At 58.8% G+C, this 21113-nt stretch carries 14 protein-coding genes; 7 read left to right on the forward strand and 7 right to left on the reverse strand.

All coding sequences use genetic code 11. The features are described 5' to 3' along the window. Window positions 1–82: 82 nt before the first annotated feature. Genes BLT38_RS18230 through obgE form a run of 3 tightly spaced genes read right to left on the reverse strand, consistent with a single transcriptional unit; the run spans window position 83 to window position 3587 of the window. The gene (locus BLT38_RS18230) at window positions 83–1684 is read right to left on the reverse strand and encodes an acido-empty-quinoprotein group A (RefSeq protein ID WP_083346463.1); all 1602 of its coding nucleotides are present in this window, start codon (window positions 1682–1684) and stop codon (window positions 83–85) included. Then, the gene (locus BLT38_RS18235) at window positions 1650–2435 is read right to left on the reverse strand and encodes a c-type cytochrome (RefSeq protein WP_083346464.1); all 786 of its coding nucleotides are present in this window, start codon (window positions 2433–2435) and stop codon (window positions 1650–1652) included. Before BLT38_RS18235 ends, BLT38_RS18230 begins: the two co-directional genes overlap by 35 nt. 48 nt (window positions 2436–2483) lie before the next feature. Beyond that, the gene (gene obgE / locus BLT38_RS18240; RefSeq protein ID WP_083346465.1) at window positions 2484–3587 is read right to left on the reverse strand and encodes a GTPase ObgE; all 1104 of its coding nucleotides are present in this window, start codon (window positions 3585–3587) and stop codon (window positions 2484–2486) included. Window positions 3588–3889: 302 nt separating this feature from the next. Here obgE and BLT38_RS18245 point away from each other — a divergent pair, with 302 nt between their 5' ends. Then, window positions 3890–7270, forward strand: coding sequence for a TonB-dependent receptor (locus BLT38_RS18245; RefSeq protein ID WP_231966611.1), 3381 nt, complete (start codon window positions 3890–3892; stop codon window positions 7268–7270). 238 nt (window positions 7271–7508) lie between these two features. Further along, the gene (locus BLT38_RS18250) at window positions 7509–10844 is read left to right on the forward strand and encodes a carboxypeptidase-like regulatory domain-containing protein (protein ID WP_083346466.1); all 3336 of its coding nucleotides are present in this window, start codon (window positions 7509–7511) and stop codon (window positions 10842–10844) included. Between the two features lie 83 nt (window positions 10845–10927). Here the strand turns inward: BLT38_RS18250 and BLT38_RS18255 are convergent, their stop codons facing one another. After that, a complete protein-coding gene (locus BLT38_RS18255) occupies window positions 10928–12124 on the reverse strand; it encodes a glycoside hydrolase family 27 protein (RefSeq protein ID WP_083346467.1) in 1197 nt (398 codons plus the stop codon). Between the two features lie 107 nt (window positions 12125–12231). Here BLT38_RS18255 and galK point away from each other — a divergent pair, with 107 nt between their 5' ends. Genes galK through BLT38_RS18270 form a run of 3 tightly spaced genes read left to right on the forward strand, consistent with a single transcriptional unit; the run spans window position 12232 to window position 15365 of the window. Next, window positions 12232–13350, forward strand: coding sequence for a galactokinase (gene galK / locus BLT38_RS18260; RefSeq protein ID WP_231966612.1), 1119 nt, complete (start codon window positions 12232–12234; stop codon window positions 13348–13350). Next, window positions 13350–14372 (forward strand): UDP-glucose--hexose-1-phosphate uridylyltransferase, encoded by a 1023-nt coding sequence (locus BLT38_RS18265; RefSeq protein WP_083346469.1) that lies wholly within the window; start codon window positions 13350–13352, stop codon window positions 14370–14372. The genes galK and BLT38_RS18265 overlap by 1 nt, the downstream gene beginning before the upstream one ends. Window positions 14373–14402: 30 nt before the next feature. Then, window positions 14403–15365, forward strand: a complete 963-nt coding sequence (locus BLT38_RS18270) for a type I phosphomannose isomerase catalytic subunit (RefSeq protein ID WP_083346470.1) — start codon at window positions 14403–14405, stop codon at window positions 15363–15365. A gap of 9 nt (window positions 15366–15374) precedes the next feature. Here the strand turns inward: BLT38_RS18270 and BLT38_RS18275 are convergent, their stop codons facing one another. The 3 genes from BLT38_RS18275 to BLT38_RS18285 all read right to left on the reverse strand — a co-directional run bounded on the left by BLT38_RS18275 (window position 15375) and on the right by BLT38_RS18285 (window position 18490). Then, on the reverse strand, window positions 15375–15761 hold the full coding sequence (locus BLT38_RS18275; RefSeq protein WP_083346471.1) for a hypothetical protein: 387 nt from the start codon (window positions 15759–15761) through the stop codon (window positions 15375–15377). A 25-nt stretch (window positions 15762–15786) separates the two neighbouring features. Next, a complete protein-coding gene (locus BLT38_RS18280; RefSeq protein WP_172838345.1) occupies window positions 15787–17778 on the reverse strand; it encodes an alpha-glucuronidase family glycosyl hydrolase in 1992 nt (663 codons plus the stop codon). A 94-nt stretch (window positions 17779–17872) separates the two neighbouring features. Continuing rightward, entirely contained in the window at window positions 17873–18490 is a 618-nt protein-coding gene (locus BLT38_RS18285) for an HAD family hydrolase (RefSeq protein ID WP_172838346.1), read from the reverse strand. A gap of 226 nt (window positions 18491–18716) precedes the next feature. Here BLT38_RS18285 and BLT38_RS18290 point away from each other — a divergent pair, with 226 nt between their 5' ends. Further along, a complete protein-coding gene (locus tag BLT38_RS18290) occupies window positions 18717–19949 on the forward strand; it encodes a hypothetical protein (protein ID WP_083346474.1) in 1233 nt (410 codons plus the stop codon). Between the two features lie 78 nt (window positions 19950–20027). Further along, window positions 20028–21071, forward strand: coding sequence for a TIM barrel protein (locus tag BLT38_RS18295; protein WP_083346475.1), 1044 nt, complete (start codon window positions 20028–20030; stop codon window positions 21069–21071). Window positions 21072–21113: the final 42 nt, after the last annotated feature.

A 21113-nucleotide genomic window follows, 5' to 3' on the forward strand; every position in this document is an offset into this window, starting at 1 on the left:
TCTGTTTGCGAGTCGCGATTTATAACAAGAAAGAGGTGGATTCCCATATGAGAATCCACCTCTTGTGTTTTGATTTGGTTTGCTACTGCGGTAGCGCGAAAGTGTAGAGCGTATCGGCTGCGCCGAAGACTACGTACTGCTGACCGTTGCGTTCGAAGGTCATAGGGCCGTTGGTTAGGTTGGTGCCAGGACGTGCATGCCACAACGCTTTGCCCGTCGCCGGGTCAAGCGCGAAGATGTTGCCATACGCGTCGCCGCCGAAAAGCAGGTGTCCCGCTGTGGTCAGCAGGCCGCTATAGTTGCGCGTGTTGCGGCCGGTGTCTCTGCGCCAGACTTCTTTGCCGGTCTTAGGATCAAGCGCCAGCAGGATGCTGTTTTCTTCCAGCGAAATGCCCGATCCGCCCTGATGATCTTCAGGCTTGCCACTAGCGTCCAAAGCGGAGTACCAGTACGACCATCCTTCTTCTGCATTCACGTAGAACAGGCCTGTCTGCAAACTGAATGCAGGCGGAGGCCAGTTGGCGCTGCCGTTGGCCACACTGTGAAGCAGAACACCGCCGGGAGTTTCTTCCTTGGCGGGATCAGGAATCGGCTCACCCTTGGCATTGACTCCCTTGGCCCAGTTCTGTGGGACAAATGGCGTCGACACAAGCGACTCGCCCGTGACGCGGTCCAGCAGGAAGTAGTAGCCATTGCGGCTGGCATGCGACAGCAGCTTGCGAGGCTTGCCATTGATGGTGGCGTCGAACAGGATGTTGGTTTCCACCGCGTCCCAGTCACGCGTGTCGTGCGGGCTGGGCTGGAAGTACCACTTGATCTTGCCGGTGTCGGGGTCGATCGCGAGGATGGTGCAGGTGTACAGGTTCGCGCCCTCGCGAACATTACCCGCCAGCACTGGATGCGGATTGCCCGTGCCCCAGTACATCAGGTTCAGTTCCGGATCGTACGTGCCGGTGACCCACAGCGGTCCACCACCCTGCTTACGTGCAGCTTCGCTGGGCCATGTATCCGCGCCGGGTTCGCCCGTGGCAGGAATGGTGTTCAGCTTCCACAGTTGTTTGCCGTTGGCGGGGTCCAGAGCATAGAGCGCGTGAGGTACATCGGATACGTCACCGCTGGTACCCACAATGAGCTTGTCCTTCACCACGAGCGGCGCAACGGCAATGTAATAGCCGAAGGTGACATCGCCCACTTCCTTGTCCCACGCAACTTTGCCAGTCTTCGCATCCAGCGCGATGACATGCGCGTCGGGTGTGCCAAAGTAGACCTTGCCGTTCAGGTAGGCCACACCGCGGTTGGCAATCATGTTGCCCGGCGACTTGCGTTCGTAGCTCCACAGCTTCAGGCCAGTAACAGCATCCACTGCCCATACATGGTTGGGTGACGTGACATACAACACGCCGTCCACAACAACGGGCGTTCCCTTGATTGCGAGTCCCTTCGTTGGCAGTGTCCATGCCAGCGTAAGGTTCTTTACGTTGGTGCTGTTGATCTGTGTCAGCGAGGAGTAGCGACGGCCAGAGCTATCACCGTTGTATTGCGACCACTCAGCGCCCACACTGGGCAAGCTCTGCACTGCGGCAACGGGAGATGCTGCAGGCTTCTTCTGCGCACCTGCGGTCAGGCACGCCAAGGTAAAAACGACGGCGCTACTTGAGCGTTTCCAGGTACGAGAAAACATCATGGATTTCCTTATCGGTGTAGGTGGGCAGTAGCGCCTTGTGTCCCTTCAGCGGATCGGGGACGTTCACAGTCACGTGATCGGTCTCCCACGTATGCGAAACGCCGTCGGCGGTCTGCAGCGTCACGGTAAAGCCGTCGCGATGCAGGAAGCGCCCTTCATACTTCTTGCCTGCGGCTATCACGGAACCTGTCTCGGGCTTTGCCTTTGGCAGCAGGATCGACTGCTCCAGTTCTGCGGGATCGCGCTTGGTGGCAATGCCCTTCAGGTCGCCTGTAACGGAGTGGCAGGTGGCGCACTTCGCGGCAAAGACAGCCTTGCCTGCATTGGCATCACCCACGTTCAACGAACCGGCAAATGCGCTGGCGCCAAGAGCTGACGCACGTGTGAAAGCGTCGATGCGCGCATGAAGAAACGCTGCAATGTCGGATACCTGCTCCGGCGTGATCTGTGGGAAGGCTGGCATACCCTTGTCCATGCGGCCTTCGTGGATCACTGTGCCAATGTCCTTGCCGCCCGCGTCGTGGCGCACCAGCGACGACATGGTCAGGTTTGGTCCCATTCCGCCTGTTGCGTTCGCCCCGTGACATGCGGCGCAGTTCTGGCCAAACAGCTTCTGACCGCGGATGACGTTGTCCTGCTTGAGGACGTTCTCCTTGGAGACAGGAACTTCCTGTGCCGGAAGCGTTTCCGGAAAATAGGCAAGTAGAGTCCCGAGGACCAGAGAGGCGGAAATGAAGGGAAGGCGTTTCATCTGACCCCACCTTTGTAACAAAAAGTGGTCGGACCATGCACTGCCGCTTTAGCGATTGGATTTCTTGCTGGCCAACGGCGCCGGGTACGCGCTCTTGTGTTTGCGCGGCGCAGGTGCAGGCGGTGGAAGCAGATCAATGCCCTTGCGATGTTCTTCCACAGCCTTACCCAGAGCGAATTTCAGCGCCTCAATGCCCTCGCCTGTGACGGCAGAGATGGCATAGAAGGGCAGCTTGCGACGCTTCGCGTAGGTCTGCAGTTTCTTCAGCTTGTCCGGATTGGCAGCATCGATTTTGGCTGCAACGACAATGACAGGTTTGTCTTCCAGGTTGTGGCCGAACTCTTCCAGCTCGCCGGAGATCACCTTGAAATCTTCCACCGGATCAGGGCGTCCACTGCCGTCGGAAACGTCGACGAGGTGGGCCAGCACGCTGGTGCGCTCAATATGGCGAAGGAACTGGATACCTAAGCCCGCACCTTGGCTGGCACCTTCAATCAGTCCTGGCATATCCGCAATCACGAACGACAGTTCATGCGGAAAATCGCCAACCTTGACCACACCCAGGTTCGGTTCCAGCGTAGTGAAGGCATAGTTCGCAATCTTGGGGCGAGCTGCAGAAAGACGCGAAATCAGCGTCGATTTGCCCACATTGGGGTAGCCCACAAGGCCGACATCAGCGAGCAGCTTCAGTTCCAGCCGCAGGTGCTTCTCTTCGCCGGGACGACCCAGCTCGTGTTCGCGAGGAGCCTGATGGGTGCTGGTGGCAAAGTGCTGGTTGCCGCGGCCGCCACGTCCACCTCGAGCCACCACAATCTGTTCGTCCGGGTAGCGGAAGTCATGGAGCAAATCGCCGGTCTCTTCGTCAAAGACCTGTGTCCCGACCGGTACGGCCAGAATGGTGTGCTCGCCACTGCGACCGCTCATATTGGAGCCTTCGCCGTGGGTGCCGCGGTCTGCCTTGTGTTCCGGATTGAAGCGGAAATGGACCAGCGTGTTGTGCTTCTCGCTGGAGCGCATGAGGATGTCGCCGCCGTGGCCACCGTCGCCGCCGGACGGACCGCCGCGCGGAACGAACTTTTCCCGGCGGAAGGCCATGCAGCCATTGCCGCCGTCCCCTGCCTTTATCCGGATTCTTGCCTCGTCAATAAACATCTGTGCCTCTACCAGTTTAGTGGATCGCCGCTTTCCGTGCCGAAATGGAACCCGTTTCCCACATCCGTTGCAGACGGAAGGCCTTTTTTTGTGCCTGTTAATGGGAGAAAATGGAGGCGCTGGACTACAAACAGCGTCCCCCGCGCGTTCACGTTCCATTGACAGTGATCTGCCAGACTCAGAGGGGACTTTTCGCAGAGGGCCTCAGAGTTCCACTTACGCCCCGCAAAATCATCCGCAAGACCCTGCCGGCAACCGATTCGGTGGGTACATTAACGGACCAATTTTCAGGAGACTTTTCGATGCAAATGAATCCCCTCCGCAGCCTTGCGCTCGCGGCAGTACTTATGTCTGGAACGGTGATTGGCGCTTTTGCGCAGTCGGCCGTCGACGGCGCAGTAGGCGGAATTATCCATGACCCCAGCGGCGCAGTTGTTCCCGGGGCAGAGATTACCGTCACCAACAACGGCACTTCAGCCGCGCAGACCGTCAAGGCTGACGATCAGGGCTACTTCCGCGCAATCCATCTTCAGCCCGGCACCTACACAGTGGAAGTCACCTCCGCAGGCTTCGGCGCATATAAGTCAACAGCCGTCGTGGTGCAGGTTGGTCTGTTGACCAATGTGGATGCAAGCCTTGCTGCTGCGGGCACCAGCACTGAAGTGACAGTGACCTCGGAAGTTCCGGCCATCAACACCACCTCGCCGGACTTCAACAGCGTCATCGAACAGCACGTTCTGCAGAACCTGCCGGTGAACAACTATCGCTGGTCCAGCTACGCTGCTCTCACGCCGGGCGTGGTTTCGAACTCTGACGGCTTCGGTCTGTTGAGCTTCCGCGGCCAGAGCGTATTGCAGAACAACATCACCATTGACGGCGCTGACGACAACCAGGCCTTCTTCGCGGAAGAGCGCGGACGTACGCGTGCTGGTTACTCCACGGCGCAGAGCGCAGTGCAGGAATTTCAGGTAAACACCTCTAACTACACGGTGGAATACGGCCGTGCGGTGGGTGGCGTAGTTAACTCCGTCACCAAGAGCGGTACGAACCAGTTCCACGGCGAACTGTACTTCCGCGATCGTGACGCTGGTTGGGGTTCGAAGTCCCCGACGACGCAGCTCACCACCGTCACCTCCTCTGGCCCTGTCACGAACGTGATCAAGCCGAAGGATTGGCGTAAACAGTTTGGTGGCGCCGTAAGCGGTCCCATCATCAAGGACAAGCTGTTCTTCCTGCTTGCCATCGATAAGTTCAAGCGCAACTTCCCCGGAACGGGCGTTGCCAGCAGCCCCGCTACGTTCTTTGCGACTCCTGATGCAGCTCTGCCCACCGGCAAGACCTGCAATGGCACAGGTACTGCGGCTCCCAGCGCGGCAGATGCCAGCAACTGCACCCTGGCGCTGAACTACCTTGGTAGCTACACCCAGTACGCAAATGCAGTCCCGCTGTACAACAGTGGTCTCACGGCGCTGAACACCATGCTCGGCCCTGTGCCCCGTACTGGCGATCAGAACATCTTCTTCCCGAAGATCGATTGGCAGATCAACGGCCGTAACCATGCCACTTTTGAAGTCAATCGCCTGAACTGGGCGTCTCCCGCCGGCATTCAAACGCAGGCCACCAACACCTACGGCACGCGTTCCTTCGGTGATGACTTTGTGAAGCTCACCTTCGGCGTGGCCAAGCTGGACACCACCATCACTAGCAACCTCGTCAACGAAGTGCGTTACCAGTACGGCCGCGACTTCGAGTACGAGTTTGCTCAGACTCCAGCTACAAGTTACGAGCAGAACTACATCAACCGCGCTCGTGGCGGCAGCTATACCAACCCGTTTGGCCTGCCCCCGAACGTCTTCATCACCAATGGCTTCAACTTCGGTACGCAGACCTTCCTGCAGCGTCAGCGCTATCCCGATGAGCGCCGTTGGCAGGTGGCCGACACCGCCAACTGGACACACGGTTCGCACAACGTGAAGTTCGGTATGGATTATCTGCACACCTACGATCTGAGCCAGAACCTGCGCAGCCAGTTCGGTAGCTACAGCTACTCCACCGTGGGCCAGTACCTGGGCGATTGGTACAACGGTCAGAGCACCGACCCCACCGTCTACAACAAGGCGAAGAACTACTCGTCCTACCAGCAGGCCTTTGGTCCCACGGCATTCGACTTCGTCACGCACGACATCGGTATCTTCGCGCAGGATGAGTGGAAGGCTACTCCGAACCTCAGCATCACCTATGGCCTTCGTTACGAGCTGCAGCTCTTCCCACAGCCCTATGCAGGTCTTCCTGTCACGGGTGGCAGCTTTGGCACCAACGCCATCGCCCAGACCGGTGTAATGCCGTCGGATAAGAACAACATCGCTCCGCGCGTTGGCTTTGCATGGGATCCGTTCGGTGACGGCAAGACCAGCGTGCGCGGTGGATTCGGCCTCTTCTTTGGCCGCACCATCAACTCCACCATTTACAGCGCGCTGACCTCCACGGGTAATGCAACGCAGATAAATGGTGTGCCGGCATCGCAGCTCACCTTCAACTACACCTCCACGCAGAGCGGTGCACCGTCTTACCCGGCGGTCATCTCCAGCGTAGGTTCGGCTGGTGCAGCTCCTGCTTCCACCTACTTCGCAAAGGGATTCCAGAACCCCTACTCGGAGCAGTTTGATCTCTCCATCCAGCGCACGATTGGCTGGAGAACGACCATCGGCGCCAGCTACATCGGTGCACTTGGCCGCTCGATGCCGAACTTCGTGGATGCCAACCTGCCCACTCCGACAACGACTGTGACTTACACCGTTGCGGACACCACCGGCAAGGGACCCTTGCCGAACGGCAGCAAGGTCACCACACGCTTCTATGCCAAGGGTGCTACGGGCACTGTGGCAGCGGGCGTGAATGGTCCTAACGCTTACGCAAGCAGCCAGCGCCCCAACCCCGTGTTCGGTGCGGTGACGGCGATTGTCAGCAATGCCAGCTCCAGCTATCACGGTGTGGTTCTGGAAGCGAAGCATCAGCTCACAAACGGTCTGTCGTTCAGTGTGAACTACACCTACTCGCACGCGTTGGATAACGGTGTGAACGGCACCACGTTCACCAGCGCAAACGCTTACACCGATCCGTTGAACCCATCAGCTGACTACGGCAACTCTGATAACAACGTGCCTCAGCGTCTCGTGATGTACGCCGTCTATCAAACGCCGAAGTTTGTTCACGGTCCCCTTGGTCTGCTCACGAACGCATGGGAAATCTCCCCGAGCTTCGCAGCGCAGAGCGGTCTGCCTTACTCGCTGGCAAGCAGCGGTACGCCGACCACAGCACTGGGCGATAACGGTTCCTCGCTGTCAGCTATCGGTGGTGGTATCAACGGTTCCAACGGCGCGTTCCGTATCGCGAACATTGGACGCAATACTTACAAGCTTCCCCGCACCATGGTGGCTGACCTTCGTCTGAGCAAGCGCTTCGTGATCCACGAAGGCATGGATGTTGAGCTGCTGGGTGAGAGCTTCAACATCGCGAACCACTACAACATCACCGGCGTAACCACGACCGGCTACACCATCGCCACCAGTGCAACGGCCAACACGCTGACCTACAGCTCCGCGTTTGGTACCCGCACCTCGGTGAACAGCAACCTGGCTTACAGCCCGCGCCAGATCCAGTTGGGAGCGAAGTTCCACTTCTAACGCTGGATCGTTGTATGCGAAGGGGCGACGGTGAGAACCGTCGCCCTTCATTTTTGCCCGCACTATTTTGCGTTTTAACGATAAAACCGCTACGCTGCGGAAATCCGAATTTTGTTATGTAGACGCTCCTCCAGACAAGACAGGAGGAGCTCAGCAGTAGTGCCTTTGTTCTCGCAGTAGTGTGTTCCGAAGAAGATGACCGTATGCTTCAGCGTGCGGTTGCGGAGTACTGTTTCGTTTGCTCGGTTTGTCTCGCATCACTGCCCTCCTCCATCCACGCCAAACGTTCACCGCGTTGCTGCTGAGTCTCGCCACCGTCCCTATTGCCATGGCGCAGGACGCATCCACCGGCGCATTGAACGGCAGTGTGCACGATCCCTCTGGCGCCGCGATTTCCGCCGTTACGATCACTTTGCGCGATGTACATACGGGCCAACAGCGCACATTGCAATCGGATCGTCTGGGTGAGTTTTTCTTTCCATCGCTCACACCCGGAAGTTACGTGCTTTCCGCTGCGGCTACAGGATTCAATCCTTTGCAGATCAACGCGGTGGATGTAGCTGTCGGCAAGACAACCCGCCTCATTCCGCAAATGCAGATTGGTCGAGTGGTTCAGACAGTGGAAGTCACCGCATCTCCTGCGCTGGCGTTTGATTCTCCATTGAATGCAAATCTGTCACCGCAACAGTTGCAGATGCTTCCGCTGGATGGGCGTAGATTCCAATCACTGGCAGTACTCACACCGCTGGTCGCAGCGGAAGATGCGGATGTAGTGCTGAATCCCGCAGAAGAGAGCGCCCCTGAAGCAATTGGAGACACCGACAACGCGCGGCTTTCCATTCGTGCTCAAGACCCTGCGCTGAACCGCTTCACTCTGGATGGTGCGGACCACACACGTCAGTTTGATATGCAGCCACGGGGTGGCAGCGCGCTTCCTTTCACCATCACGCAGGAAGCAGTGCAGGAGTTCGGCGTGCGCGCCGTGGCCGATGCAGATTCCTCGCAACCTCATGGAGCGGGCGGAGCACTGCGAACCATCACACGTCGCGGTGGTGAGAAGATTCACGGCTCAGCGTTCTTCCTGATACGCAACAGCGCGGGCAATGCAGCGAACCCCTTCAGCACCACGACTCGTTATAACAATGGATTACCCACGACGACGTTGGTGAAACCGCGCGATCAACGTGAACAATTCGGTGGCTCCCTCGGCGGAAAACTGGGGCTCCGTGGCGTGTATGGTTTCGTCGCAATGGATGGCCAGCGCAGAAGCTTCCCTGCGATCTCCAGTCCGTCAGACAGCGTGTTTTACTCGCTGACAGCGGTGCAACTCGCTTTGTTAGCGAACCGTGGCGTCAGCACGACTGCGATCACGAAAGGTCTTGCGTACATCGACAGTCTGAGCGGCACGCTGGATCGCCACGCGAATGAGGTGTCACTCTTTCCCCGGCTGGATTGGGATACGGCACGCAGCAACACCTCGGCGCAGTGGAACCGCGTGCGTTTCGATTCTGCTGCAGGACAGAACGCTTTGCCGGTAGTGGCTCGTGGACGCGGCAGCATCGGCAGTGTTCGCACCGAAGGCGATGACGTTCTGCTACACACAACCGTGATGCTGCATCCGCGATGGAGTGTGGATGCGCGCATCGGCTACAGCCGCGACGTGACCTACGCCGAATCACCAACACCATTGCCACAGGAACCGCACACGGGCCCAGGCGGTAGCGCTCCGCAGGTGGATCTGTCTGATGCGTTCTCGTTTGGCAGCGCGCCTGTAACGGGCCTGCGCAGACTTCCTGATGAACGCAATGCAGAGGCCGGAATTGCATTGCAATTCCATGGACGTGCGCACCAGGCGAGTGTGGGCACATCGCTGATTGCATCGGACGAGCGCATCGCTGGAAGCGAAGCGAACAACGGTCGCTATCTCTATGCCAACTCCACCGCATCGGGACACGCGGGTTCGCTGGTGGATTTCCTCACGGACTACACTTACAACTCTGCCAACTATCCGAATGGCGGCTGCCCATCGGTCTATTCGCAGCCGCATTACTTCTGCTTCTCCAACTTCACGCAGACGTTCGGCAATGTTCCAGAAACGCATTTCCATACAGCGGAGTGGAGTGCGTTTGTTTCGGATCGCTGGCGTGTGACACCACGACTGCACATCAATGCAGGTGCGCGTTACGAGTGGAATCGCCTGCCTCCGCCACAGCATCCGAATGCAAGCATCGACGCGGTCTTCGGCGGCTTTGCAGCTACCCAGACCATGCCCTCAGACACCAACAACCTCGCGCCATTCGCAGGCATCTCGTATGCGCCCACTAGCAGCACGGTGGTGCGTGTGGCGTATGGATTTCAGTTCTCCAGCATCCCCGGCACCACGATTCAGCGTGCGCTTGCGAACACGGCACAGACCGCAAGCCAGACACAGCTTCGCATCACCCCGCGCACCATCATTGATCCAGCGTGCGCTTCGTATGGAACGAACTTTGGCTATCCCGCAACCTACACTTGCACGCCGTTCGGGCCATTAGCGAGTGTTGGTGCAGCGTGGGTCTTTTCACGTTCGTTTCAGATGCCCGCAGCTCAGACAGCAGAGTTGTCAGTATCTCAGCAACTAGGTATTCGAACGAATATCTCTGGCAGCTACATCCTTGCATTGAGCCGCGAACTGACGGACACCGTCGATCTCAACATCGCTCCGTCAACATCCAATCTTGCATTCCGCATTGTGCGCAATGGCGGCGAAGCGGGCGTAAGTGGTGGGGAGGTGTTTCATGTGCCGCTGTACACCGCGCGCAAGACATCCGCATTTGGTCCGGTGACCGGAATCCTGTCAGATGGCAACGGAACGTATCACGCGATGGCGTTGACGCTGCAGCACCAAACACCGCGCACACTTACACTGCGCGCGTCTTGGACGTACAGCAAATCATTGGACACAGTGCGCACTGGCCCAACGGCCAGCAATGAGAATGCGCACTTCGATCCGTACAGCCCGTTGTACGATCGTGCACCATCGAACTTCGATCATCGTCATCGCGTAACGATGCTCGCGGTGTGGCAGCCGCGCGTAAACAGCACTCATGCAGTGTTACGGCATGTTGCGAACGGATGGTCAGTCTCACCTGTGCTTCTGTTCCAGAGCGGACGACCCTACAGTTACAACCTCTCCGGCGGCTCATCGTTGCCAGGCGGTCGTGAGAGTTTGAACAGCTCCGGCGGTGCGAATTACCTGCCCAGTGTGGGCCGTAATACGTTGCGACTACCGTGGACCGAGAATGTCGATCTCAGTCTGTCGCGTGCCTTTGCGATGATGCATGATCGTGCGCACCTGCAACTGATGATGCAGGCGTACAACCTGATGAATCACGTGAACGTGACCACCGTGGAGCAGCGCGCATTCCTTGTCGGATCAGCAGGCGTGGATGGCGTGGTGCCGCTTACATTTCAGGATGCCGCAACGATTGCAGCAGAGGGTGTAACAGGCAAGCCCTTCGGCATGGCGAGCCAGTCAGCAAACTCTCCCACGCGCGAACGTCGCCTGCAGGCCGGTTTGCGATTTGAGTGGTAGAGCGCAATGGTGAAGGCCCGTCATCCAGAGCGAAGCATGTCGCTTCGTTGTGGATGACGGGCCAATATTGAATCAGCTTGAAACTACTTCGAGAAGCGAAGCAGCAACATCTGGTGACGCTTCAGCGAGTACTTGTAGTCGTCCTTGATTGCGCCAAGATCCTTTGCATTCCAGATATCGTGCGCCTTCATGCCCGGCTTCACGCCTGCTTCCTTGAGGTGGAGGCCAATGCCGCGTACAAAGTTTTCATCCTCGCCAAAGTTGATGACCGCCAGCGCCACACCACCGTCTGCCAGCGGCCGCGACCAGATTTCGATTGGTCCTTCCTGGTAAACACGCTCGGCCTGCTTGCCCAGCTTGTCCTGGTTGATTGCAACGACTTCGCGATTGGTCAGGATGCCAGTGACCTCTGGCGTCAGCTGCGTCAGGTTGTTGCCTGCCAACAGAGGTGCAGCCAGCATGGCCCACATACCCATGTGCGCGCGGTTCTCATCTGGCGTCAGCTTGCCATTGCCGACTTCGAGCATGTCGGGGTCGTTCCAGTGGCCGGGGCCAGCGTACTTGCCCAATCCAATCTGCGTCTTTGCAATGAGCGCGATTGAGGCCCAGTTTGCCTGCACATCGCCCGTGGTGCGCCACAGGTTCGCGCCCACGGACGGTCCCCACTGCCACACGGAATCAAATCCGTACTGGCACAGGCTGTAGACGATGGGACGGCCAGTCTTCAGCAGCGCCTGGTGCATTTTCTCGTAGGCTTCCTGCATCATCTGGTTCTGCTTCAGCTTGTCATCCGGAGCCTTGCTTTTCATCTCCTTGCCGAAGCCGCAGAGATCGTACTTGAGGTAATCGATACCCCAAGACGCATAGAGGTCAGCATCCTGCTGCTCATGGCCCAGGCTGCCTTCGTACTTAGCGCAGGTCTGGTCGCCAGGGCTGGAGTAAATGCCCAGCTTCAGGCCCTTGCTGTGCACGTAGTCGGCCAGCGCCTTCATGTCCGGGAACTTCTCGTTGGTGTGTAGAACGCCGCTCGCGTCGCGCTTACCTTCCCACGTATCGTCAATGTTCACGTACACATAGCCCGCATCGCGCATGCCGCTGGAGACGATGAGATCTGCTGCGGCCTTAACGTCATCCTGAGTCACCTTGCCGGCGAACCAGTTCCACGAGTTCCATCCCATAGGCGGTGTGGCCGCCAGCGTGGTCTGTGCTGCGGGTTTGGTCTGCGCCACCGCAGACAGAGAAAGTGCAGAAGCAAGCAAGGCAAAGGCAATACGTCGCATAGAATTTTTTTGAGACCTCAGAATCAGGTGGTCGAGCTGCGCAGAAAAGCATACATCGGTTTGCATTACAGAATCGCCAAGCTATGCTGCGGAGAGAGGTTTAGCGTTTGACATCTGCAATGTTTACGTATGCTCCAGGCCGTGTAAATCTGCTGGGCGAACACACCGATTACACCGGCGGACTGGTGTTGCCCATGGCGATTCCCTTTGCAACGAAGGCCACCGTGACCGCTGCCGCAGACGGCTACGTGTTTACCTCGACAGCGTTTCCCGGAGAGCACGCGAGCTCGCGCGATGAGAAGGCTACCGGCGCATGGAGCGACTATCCCGCAGGCGTGTTGCATGAGCTGTGGGCTCTGGGCATTGATGTACCACCATTCCGCATGGAGCTGGATGGCAACGTGCCGCTGGGTGCGGGGCTAAGCTCGTCCGCGTCGATTGAAGTAGCCACCGCCGTTGCACTGCTGCGCCATGCGGGCACGGTGCTTGAGGCAAAGGAGATTGCGTTGCTGTGCCAGCGCGCGGAGAACCGCTTTGTCGGTTCGCCCTGCGGCATCATGGACCAGTTTGTTGTGACTGCCGCAACGGAAGGGCACGCGTTGCTGCTGAACACGCGCACACTCACCTACGAGCTGCTGCCGATGAATACCGGCTTCCTGGCACAGTGCAGCATTGTGATTGCCAACAGCATGGTGCGGCACTCCGTGGCTACGGGCGATTACGGTGTGCGACGCCGCGAACTGGAGGAAGGTCAGGCTGTTATCCGTGCTCGCTTCCCTGAAGCGGAAGATCTCGGTCGCGCGACGACAGAGCAGTTAGAAGCTGTACGTGCCAGCCTGAGCGACAACGTGTACAAGCGTTGCAAACACGTCATCACCGAGAATGCACGCGTGCGGCAAGCAGAGGTCGCCATGAAAGCAGGCGACGCCGTGAAGCTTGGCGAGTTGATGAACGGTTCCCACGCCAGCCAGCGCGACGACTTTGAAGACAGCGTCCCGGAAATTGATTTCCTTGCAGCCACAGCCGTCACGCTGCCGGGTTGCTATGGCGCACGTCTCACTGGCGGCGGTTTTGGTGGATGCACGGTAAGCCTTGTCGCATCGGAGGACGTTCCGCAATTCACAGCGCAGCTTGCCGTGGCATACAAAGGGCACTTCAATATCGAAGCTGAAATCTACGTCTGCACACCGGCCGATGGCGCGCTGGCGCAACTGGAGCGTGCGTAATGAATCCGCTGTTGCTGACCACCCCGCATCGTCGCTGGAATCCGCTCCGTGGAGAATGGGTTCTCGTATCGCCGCATCGCACGCAGCGCCCATGGCAGGGGCAGACAGAAGACGCTGCTGTCCCGCAATCGCCGCAGTACGATCCGTCGTGCTACCTATGTCCCGGCAATCCGCGCGCTGGTGGCGAGCAGACGCCCCATTACACCGGCACCTACGTTTTCACCAATGATTACGCGGCTCTGAAGCCCGACGCGGAAACCATCACGGAAGACGATGGCCTGCTGCATGCCGAGACGGAGCGTGGCATCTGCCGTGTGTTGTGCTTCAGTCCGCGGCATGACCTGACGCTGGCAACGATGGACGTGCCATCCATCCGCGGCGTGGTGGATGTGTGGGCTGGGCAGGAGGCAGAACTGGCGGCAAACCCCGGCATTCGCTACGTGCAGATCTTTGAAAATCGTGGCGCCATGATGGGTGCAAGCAATCCGCATCCGCACGGCCAGATATGGGCCACAGAACACATCCCCAACGAACCTGCCACCGAGCTGCGCACGCAAAAGGAATACTTCGCGAAGCACGGCGAAACCATGTTGCACGCCTATCTGCAGAAGGAACTGGAGAAGGGCGAACGCGTGGTCGCGCAGAACGACACGTGGGTTGTGGTGATTCCGTTCTGGGCAGTGTGGCCGTTTGAAACCCTGGTGTTGCCGCGCGATCCTGTTGCCTCCATGCGAGCGCTGAGTGAGGCCCAACGCGATGGTCTCGCGGACATCCTCAAGACACTCACCGCTGGCTACAACCGGGTTTTCGATGCGCCGTTCCCATATTCCATGGGCTTTCATCCCGCCCCATGCGATGGCGAAGAGCATCCGGAATGGCAGTTGCATGCGCACTTCTATCCGCCGTTATTGCGGTCGGCCACGGTGCGCAAGTTCATGGTGGGATTTGAACTTCTCGGATGTCCGCAGCGCGACATCACACCAGAAAGCGCCGCAGCCACTCTACGCAATGTAATGCGCTAAACAGCCGCAATGGAGGACAATGGGAGTGCCATGAGCACTCTCAATCCATTTCGCCTGCATCCGTCCTTTTCCGAACGCACATGGGGTCGCCGAGACCTGAAGCCTTGGTATCCCGACTGGGTTGAGCGCGACGCCAAGTACAAGGATCCGATTGGCGAAGCCTGGCTGACCGGGCCGCAGTCCCTAGTGAACGACGGCGATTATGCAGGCGAAACGCTTGCATCACTGGCGGGGAAAGAGCCGGTTCGGCTGCTGGGAATATTGGCAAAAGAGAAAGAGTTCCCGCTTCTGATGAAGCTGTTGTTTCCGGATGACAAGCTTTCCGTGCAGGTTCATCCCAACGACGAAGAAGCCGCCGCGCTGAACATTGGCCGTGGCAAGACAGAGTGCTGGTACATCCTGGATGCTGAACCGGGTGCCACGGTGGCATGCGGTCTCAAGCAGGGCACCACGCTCGACGGTCTGCGTGATGCCATCGCAAACGGCACTGCCGAAAATCTGTTGGAACACATCCCCGTGGTCGCTGGCGACATGGTGTTTGTGGACGCAGGTACGGTCCACGCCATCGGGCCGGGCGTCACAATCCTCGAAACGCAGCAGACCTCTGACACCACCTATCGCTTGTACGACTATGGCCGTCCGCGCGAACTGCATGTCGACAAGGGATTGGCCGTCAGCAAGGTGACCACGCGTGCGGGCAAGGTTGAGGCAAAACCGATCTCCGTGGATGGACGCGAAGGCAAGCGGTTGATCCAGGAAAAGTACTTCACCGTGGACAGCTTCTCGTTGAAGATTGGCGACACCATCGAGTTTGAGAATCCCGGTGACAAGCCCTACTGCCTGACGGCCATCGGTGGCGATGCGCAGGTGATTGTCGTGGGTGAGGCCCTAACAGAGCTTCCGGCCAGCACTTCCGTGATTGTGCCTGCGGATGTAGCTCGCGTGACGGTGCGGGCTGACAGCGCGCTGGAACTGGTGCGCGCGACACCGTAAGTCGTGCGCTCAGGAAGCAGTCTTTGCAGGCGTCGCAGCACGGCCAAGGAACAGCAATACAAGAATGAGCAGCGTCGCCAGCACCAGAATGCCGGCGCTGCTCATCAGCACCAGATGTTCTGTAAGCAGCAGGCATCCCGCCGACCACAGCGTAATGGCCCAGCCAAATGTGCGGAAGTGCGACGAGTGAAACACTCCGGCCAACGGCAGTAGGTGCAGTCCCAGGATGATGCCGAATGCAGCCGGAAAATACGGCAGCAAATGAAGCACGGCAAGGATGCTGAACGCAGTAACCTCCGCCACGCCGCCAATGATGTACACGGCTGCAAGCATTTTGCGGCGGCGCAGGCCGTGGAGGTCAGGTGTTGGCTCGTCAATCATCGCGTTCAAGCTCACACTATCATTTCATTCACGCACGTCATCAGTTCCAGCGCGGATCGCGGGTGATTTCCACGAAGTCCATCGCACCGGTGCTGTGAATTTCAATGCGGTCGCCCGGTTTTAGACGCACACCGTTGCGAACAAATCGTTCGGCAGAAATGCCTCCGGGCTCTGCGCCGCGCACAGCCGATGTCCATGTATCCACCACCGCGCCATTGATGCGCAGCACGAATCGCTGCGGTGCCTGCGGCGCGTCGAAGTAGCCCACCTCAATGCGGTAGACATTCTCTTCGCCACGGAACTCGGTGCTGGCAGAGCAGTCGGATAGCGAGCAGGCAATGTAAGCGCCGCCAGACGAGCCTTCCTTGTCTTCGGTAAAGATCGTGCGGTAACCCTTCAACGTCATCGTTTCGGCTTCGATGCGGCCCGCGTGCTTACCCGCAAAGCCCAGCGTGTCGGGCTGGCCAGTCACGCGCAAGAGCCAGTCGACGACCGCTTCGCGCCATATCTCTGCGCGGCGTGCGTTGTCCTGCAACAGCAGATGCGTGGGTGTCCATCGCTCTGGTTCCACCAGTTCGCGCGTCTCGTCCCACGCGTCGTCCGCATTGGCGGCTGCGGATGCGCCAGTAAAGGCGGCGTCATACACTGCCTGCGTCACAGTCTGGCCGTCGCGTACGCGGAAGCTGAGAGGTACACGGTGCAGCAGCAACAGCCACTCCGGCGGTGTCGACGAAGGGTTCTCATATTCCCTGCGGAAGGCTTCTGGAAATTCTGCAGATTGCAGCCTCGCTGCGCCGATACTCTGGCGGTCCGCCAGCGGATGTCCCGTTTCGGAAGTCATGGGATCGGGTCCATGTTCCGTTCCCAGGCGCGGCAGCCCCAGCGGCGACGTGATGCCGGCGTAACTGGCTTCGCTGTCGAGAACGATCTTCTTCGCCACATCAAAGATGCGCGCGTCATCGCCCCACGTTTGGCGAGCCCACTGGTCAACGATGCTGTCCCGCGATTCTTCCGGATTCCACGCGAACCGGCCAAAGGCATACAGGCTGGCTTGCAGCATGGGCTGCTCCAGCAGCGGCAGTACGGCTTCCTGTGAAAGCACGCCTAGGCCGCCGCTGAGGTTCGCAGCTACCGGAGTCCGCAAAGTCATCTGCCACGCACGCAACGGCGTAACGGGCTGGCGGAGGCCACCGGGAAGCAAAAGAAAACGCGCTGCACGGTGTTCCTTCCCAGCGCTCTCTGGGGCAAGGCCACTCATGGGCGCATCGGCAAAGCTGCTGTCCTGAAGATGAATGTTTCGTTCAGCCTCCATGTCAGCCGCGCTGGACCACACGCGGATGCCAAACGGACGGAAGAGTCGCGCTGCTTCAGCCTTCTGTTGCGCATTGCAGTTCAGGACGACGCCGTTGATACCAACCGAGGCAAGAAGCCGTCCGTACTGACGCAGCACACCGTCTTCCGGAACGGAACCTTCGATCTGAACAGCCCGGAGAGGGAAACGCGGCGATTCGGCAAGTTCGTTCGGCAGTTGGCGGTCTTCCGTGACCATGGCTGCGAAACGGAAGGCTGCATAAAGTTCCGCGCTGGGCGATCCTCCCTCCAGAACCCACCACTGCCGGATACCGTTGCGCAGATGAACGATGCGGAAACCTTCTTCCGGCACCGGCTTGTCCACCCAACCGGGTGCAATGCGGGCTAAACCGGAGCGACGCAGTGCCTCGGGTGTACCAAGAATGATGGCGTCGTTGCGCGGGTCAATGCGATGCAGCAGGATGTCCGTTCCGGCAACCATGTGGCCCAGCCCGCGATCCAGCTCCTCCGCGGCGGCTTCTTCTTCCGGTGCAGGACGCCCGTTGGCGTCGCCTAGAAGCGCAACGGCATGGGGCATGTCGTGGTAGCGCGGCGGGTCTGGCGGAATGACGTAACGCAACCAGCCAACGGCAGAGGGGGCAGGCGTCTGCGCCAGGGAAACGACTGCAAACGACAGGCCTGCAATCGTTCCAAGTGCCAGTCTTTGCAGCGTTCGCAACATTCCCCCATTGGACTCCGCCCAGACCGTTTTGGTGGGTCTGGGGACGGGCATCCGAAGCACAGTTGATGATATCGAGTCTGGGCGGGATTGTGTTCTAGCGTGTCTCGCTGGCCACAGGAACGCGATCCGCACTGGCGTCGATGCGGATCACCCGCATTCCGGCTGCTTCAGCCGCTTCCACGCCTTCACGGGAATCCTCAAAAACCAAGCAGTCCTGCGGTTCCATTTGCATGCGGCGGGCTGCTTCCAGAAACAGATCGGGTGCGGGTTTGCCCTTGGCCACATCCTCACCTGAAACGATCCATCCAAAGACCCCATCCATGCCCACCGCACGGAGTGTGGCCTCAATATTGGCGCGCTGGTTATTTGAGGCTACGGCCATGGGAACTTTGCCCTGAAAGTGGAGAGCAACATCGCAGACCGAGACGATGCGTTGCAGCAGATGCAGGCTTTTTGCGTAATTCATCACCCACTGCTTCAGTACGTCAGCATGCGGCACAGGAATGGGGCCGTAGGTCTTCTCAATGGCCAGCAGAACCTGCGGTGGCGTGGTGCCGTACAGCGTCCGGGCCCACTCTGCCGTGGGCAAAATGCCCATGGGGCCCAACGTGGCCTGTAGCGCGGCAATGTGGGCGGGCAGCGTCTCCACCAGTGTTCCGTCGCAGTCGAAGATCAGGGCGCGAAAGCTGGCGGGGTCAAGGAGGAATTCCATGCACGCCATGCTATCAACCCCGCGTGACACACGAGTGAGCCGAAGAGAACCTGCAATCACCGGGAATCGAACAGCGCACAAGCGATGGAAACACGGTTGACACGGTTGCGTTGTGGGGCTTACGCTCTCGGAACTGAGACGTCTCATATCCGCCGCAACGCCGCAAACGAACGCCGCCTTGCGCACAGGCTGTACCTACAGAACACTTTTTCCTCGAGGATCGACCATGGCAGTGGAACGCAGCACAGTCCAGCAGGCAGTAGAAGCTGGCAAAGGTATTTTGAAGCTTGCCCCTTCGTGGGTTCCCCGCTCGTTCATGATTCCCGGACGGCGGCTGAAGCTCCACCCCGATGACATTTACGCCTTTGGCGGACATCGCGGTGGCATTAACGAGCGTTGGTTCTCTTCCACCACCAAGGCCGCAAACGGCCCGGACACCACGGAGTTTGAAGGACTTTCCTTCGTGGTGACGAAGAACGGCGACAAGTTTCTGTTGAAGGACGCCGTCGAAGTCGCAGGAGAACTGCTGCTGGGTGATGACGTTTTCAAGCGCGAAGGCGGCTGGAACCTGCTGTGCAAGTTCTTCGATAACGAAGGCCCCATTCCGCACCACATGCACCAGAATGAGGAGCATGCCAGCGCCGTCGGTTTCAAGGGCAAGCCTGAGGCGTATTACTTCCCGCCACAGTACAACCAGACCTTCAACAACTTCCCCTTCACTTTCATGGGCCTGGAGCCGGGCACCACGAAGGACCAGATTCGCGAATGCCTGAAGAAGTGGCAGCAGGGCGACAACGGCATCACGTTCCTGTCGCGCGCCTATCGTCTGGAGCCGGGTGCTGGATGGCAGATTGATCCGGGCATCCTGCACGCGCCGGGCTCGCTCTGCACTTATGAGCCGCAGGTGAACTCTGACGTTTTCGGCATGTTCCAGAGCGAAGTGGAAGGCCGCATCGTTCCATGGGATCTGCTGGTGAAGGATGTTCCGGAAGACAAGAAGCAAGACATCGAATACATCATCAGCATGCTGGACTGGGACGCAAACACGGACCCGAACTTCGGCGCGAACAAGAAGGTCTTCCCCAAGGTGCAGCGTGAGGAAGCGGGCAAGTTCGTGGAGAAGTGGGTGGTGTACGGCACCAAGTTCTACTCGGCAAAGGAATTGACCATTCTGCCGGGAGCGACCGTGACGATCACCGATCCAGAGGCGTATGGTCTCATCGTGACGCAGGGCTACGGCGACTTCGGCGGCACGCCCGTCAGCACGCCGTCGCAGATTCGCTTTGGCGATCTGACAGAAGACGAACTCTTCGTCACCGCACCGGCCGCGCGCAAGGGCGTGACCATCACGAACGCAAGCGGCACCGATCCGCTGGTGATCCTGAAGCACTTCGGACCGGGCAATCCCGATGCCGCGGAACTGATCCGCGACTTCGGGCCGTCAAGCTGGAAGAAGTAAGTACATTTCGCGTAGAGTGGGCCGGCTAAATCAAGCGGCCCATCTTTACGCCGCAAAATGCTCGAACGAGGGACTGTCATGTCAGCAACACACAGCAAACCGCGCCTGCACAACGCCATGTGGCCCGGAATCGTTGGTAAGGGACCGGATTCCACCGAGCCGTTTATTGATCTTGACACCATGCTGGACCTGACCGCGCAAGCTGAAGTGAACGGCCAGCAATTTGATGGTGTGGATCTGTTCATGTCCGCACCGCACACGTCGATTGATTCCACCGATGACGACCTGAAGGTACTTGCGCACAAGCTGCAATCTCGCGGTCTTGTCTGCGGATCGTTTGTTGCTCCGGTGTGGGCGCCCACGGGCGGCGGTTCAGCGATGGGTAACGAGATGGAAGTCCGTAAGTTCCTGGAACAGGTCCGCAAGGCATGCGTGATCGGCCGCAAGATGACCGCGCTCGGCGTGCGTCCCAGCGGCGTCATCCGTATTGATTCCGCAACAGGAACCGGCGACTGGTACAAGGACCCGAAGGGTAATACGGACAAGATCGCCAAGACCTTTTGTGAAGCCGCGAACATTGCAGAAGCAGAAGGTCAGCGTCTGGCAGCAGAGGGTGAAATCTGCTGGGCAGGTATGCATGGCTGGGATCACATGCTGCGTCTGCTTGAAAAAGTGAATAAGCCGAAGACCGTGGGCTTCCAGGCAGACATGGCGCACACCATGCTGTACACCCTGGGCTATAACTCGCCAGAGAGCCGCATCGTGGCTGAGGGCTGCGCCACTCCTGAAGAGATCATGACCGCGCTCAAGAAGGTCACCAAGGCTCTGCGTCCGTGGACGTTTGATTTCCACGTTGCACAAAACGACGGCACGGTGAAGGGCCAGGGCTCGCACGATAAGACTGGTCGCCACTGTCCTCCAGATGATCCGAATGGATTGATGGACATCGTGAAGGTGGCAGGACTTTGGATGCGCGATGACAACGGCGTTCCCACGCGTGCGTTTGAGCACATCTGCTGGGACGGCTGCATGTTCCCGAACGATGTCATGACTGATCCGCAGACGTGGAACAAGGTGTTGAAGGTGATGATCGACGTGCGCGATGCGCATGGTTGGAACTAACGATTCAAAGCGCCTCATGTGCATGGGGCGCTTTCATTTTCG

It is taken from the genome of Terriglobus roseus (genome assembly GCF_900102185.1).
In the GTDB taxonomy this organism is placed as follows: domain Bacteria; phylum Acidobacteriota; class Terriglobia; order Terriglobales; family Acidobacteriaceae; genus Terriglobus; species Terriglobus roseus_A.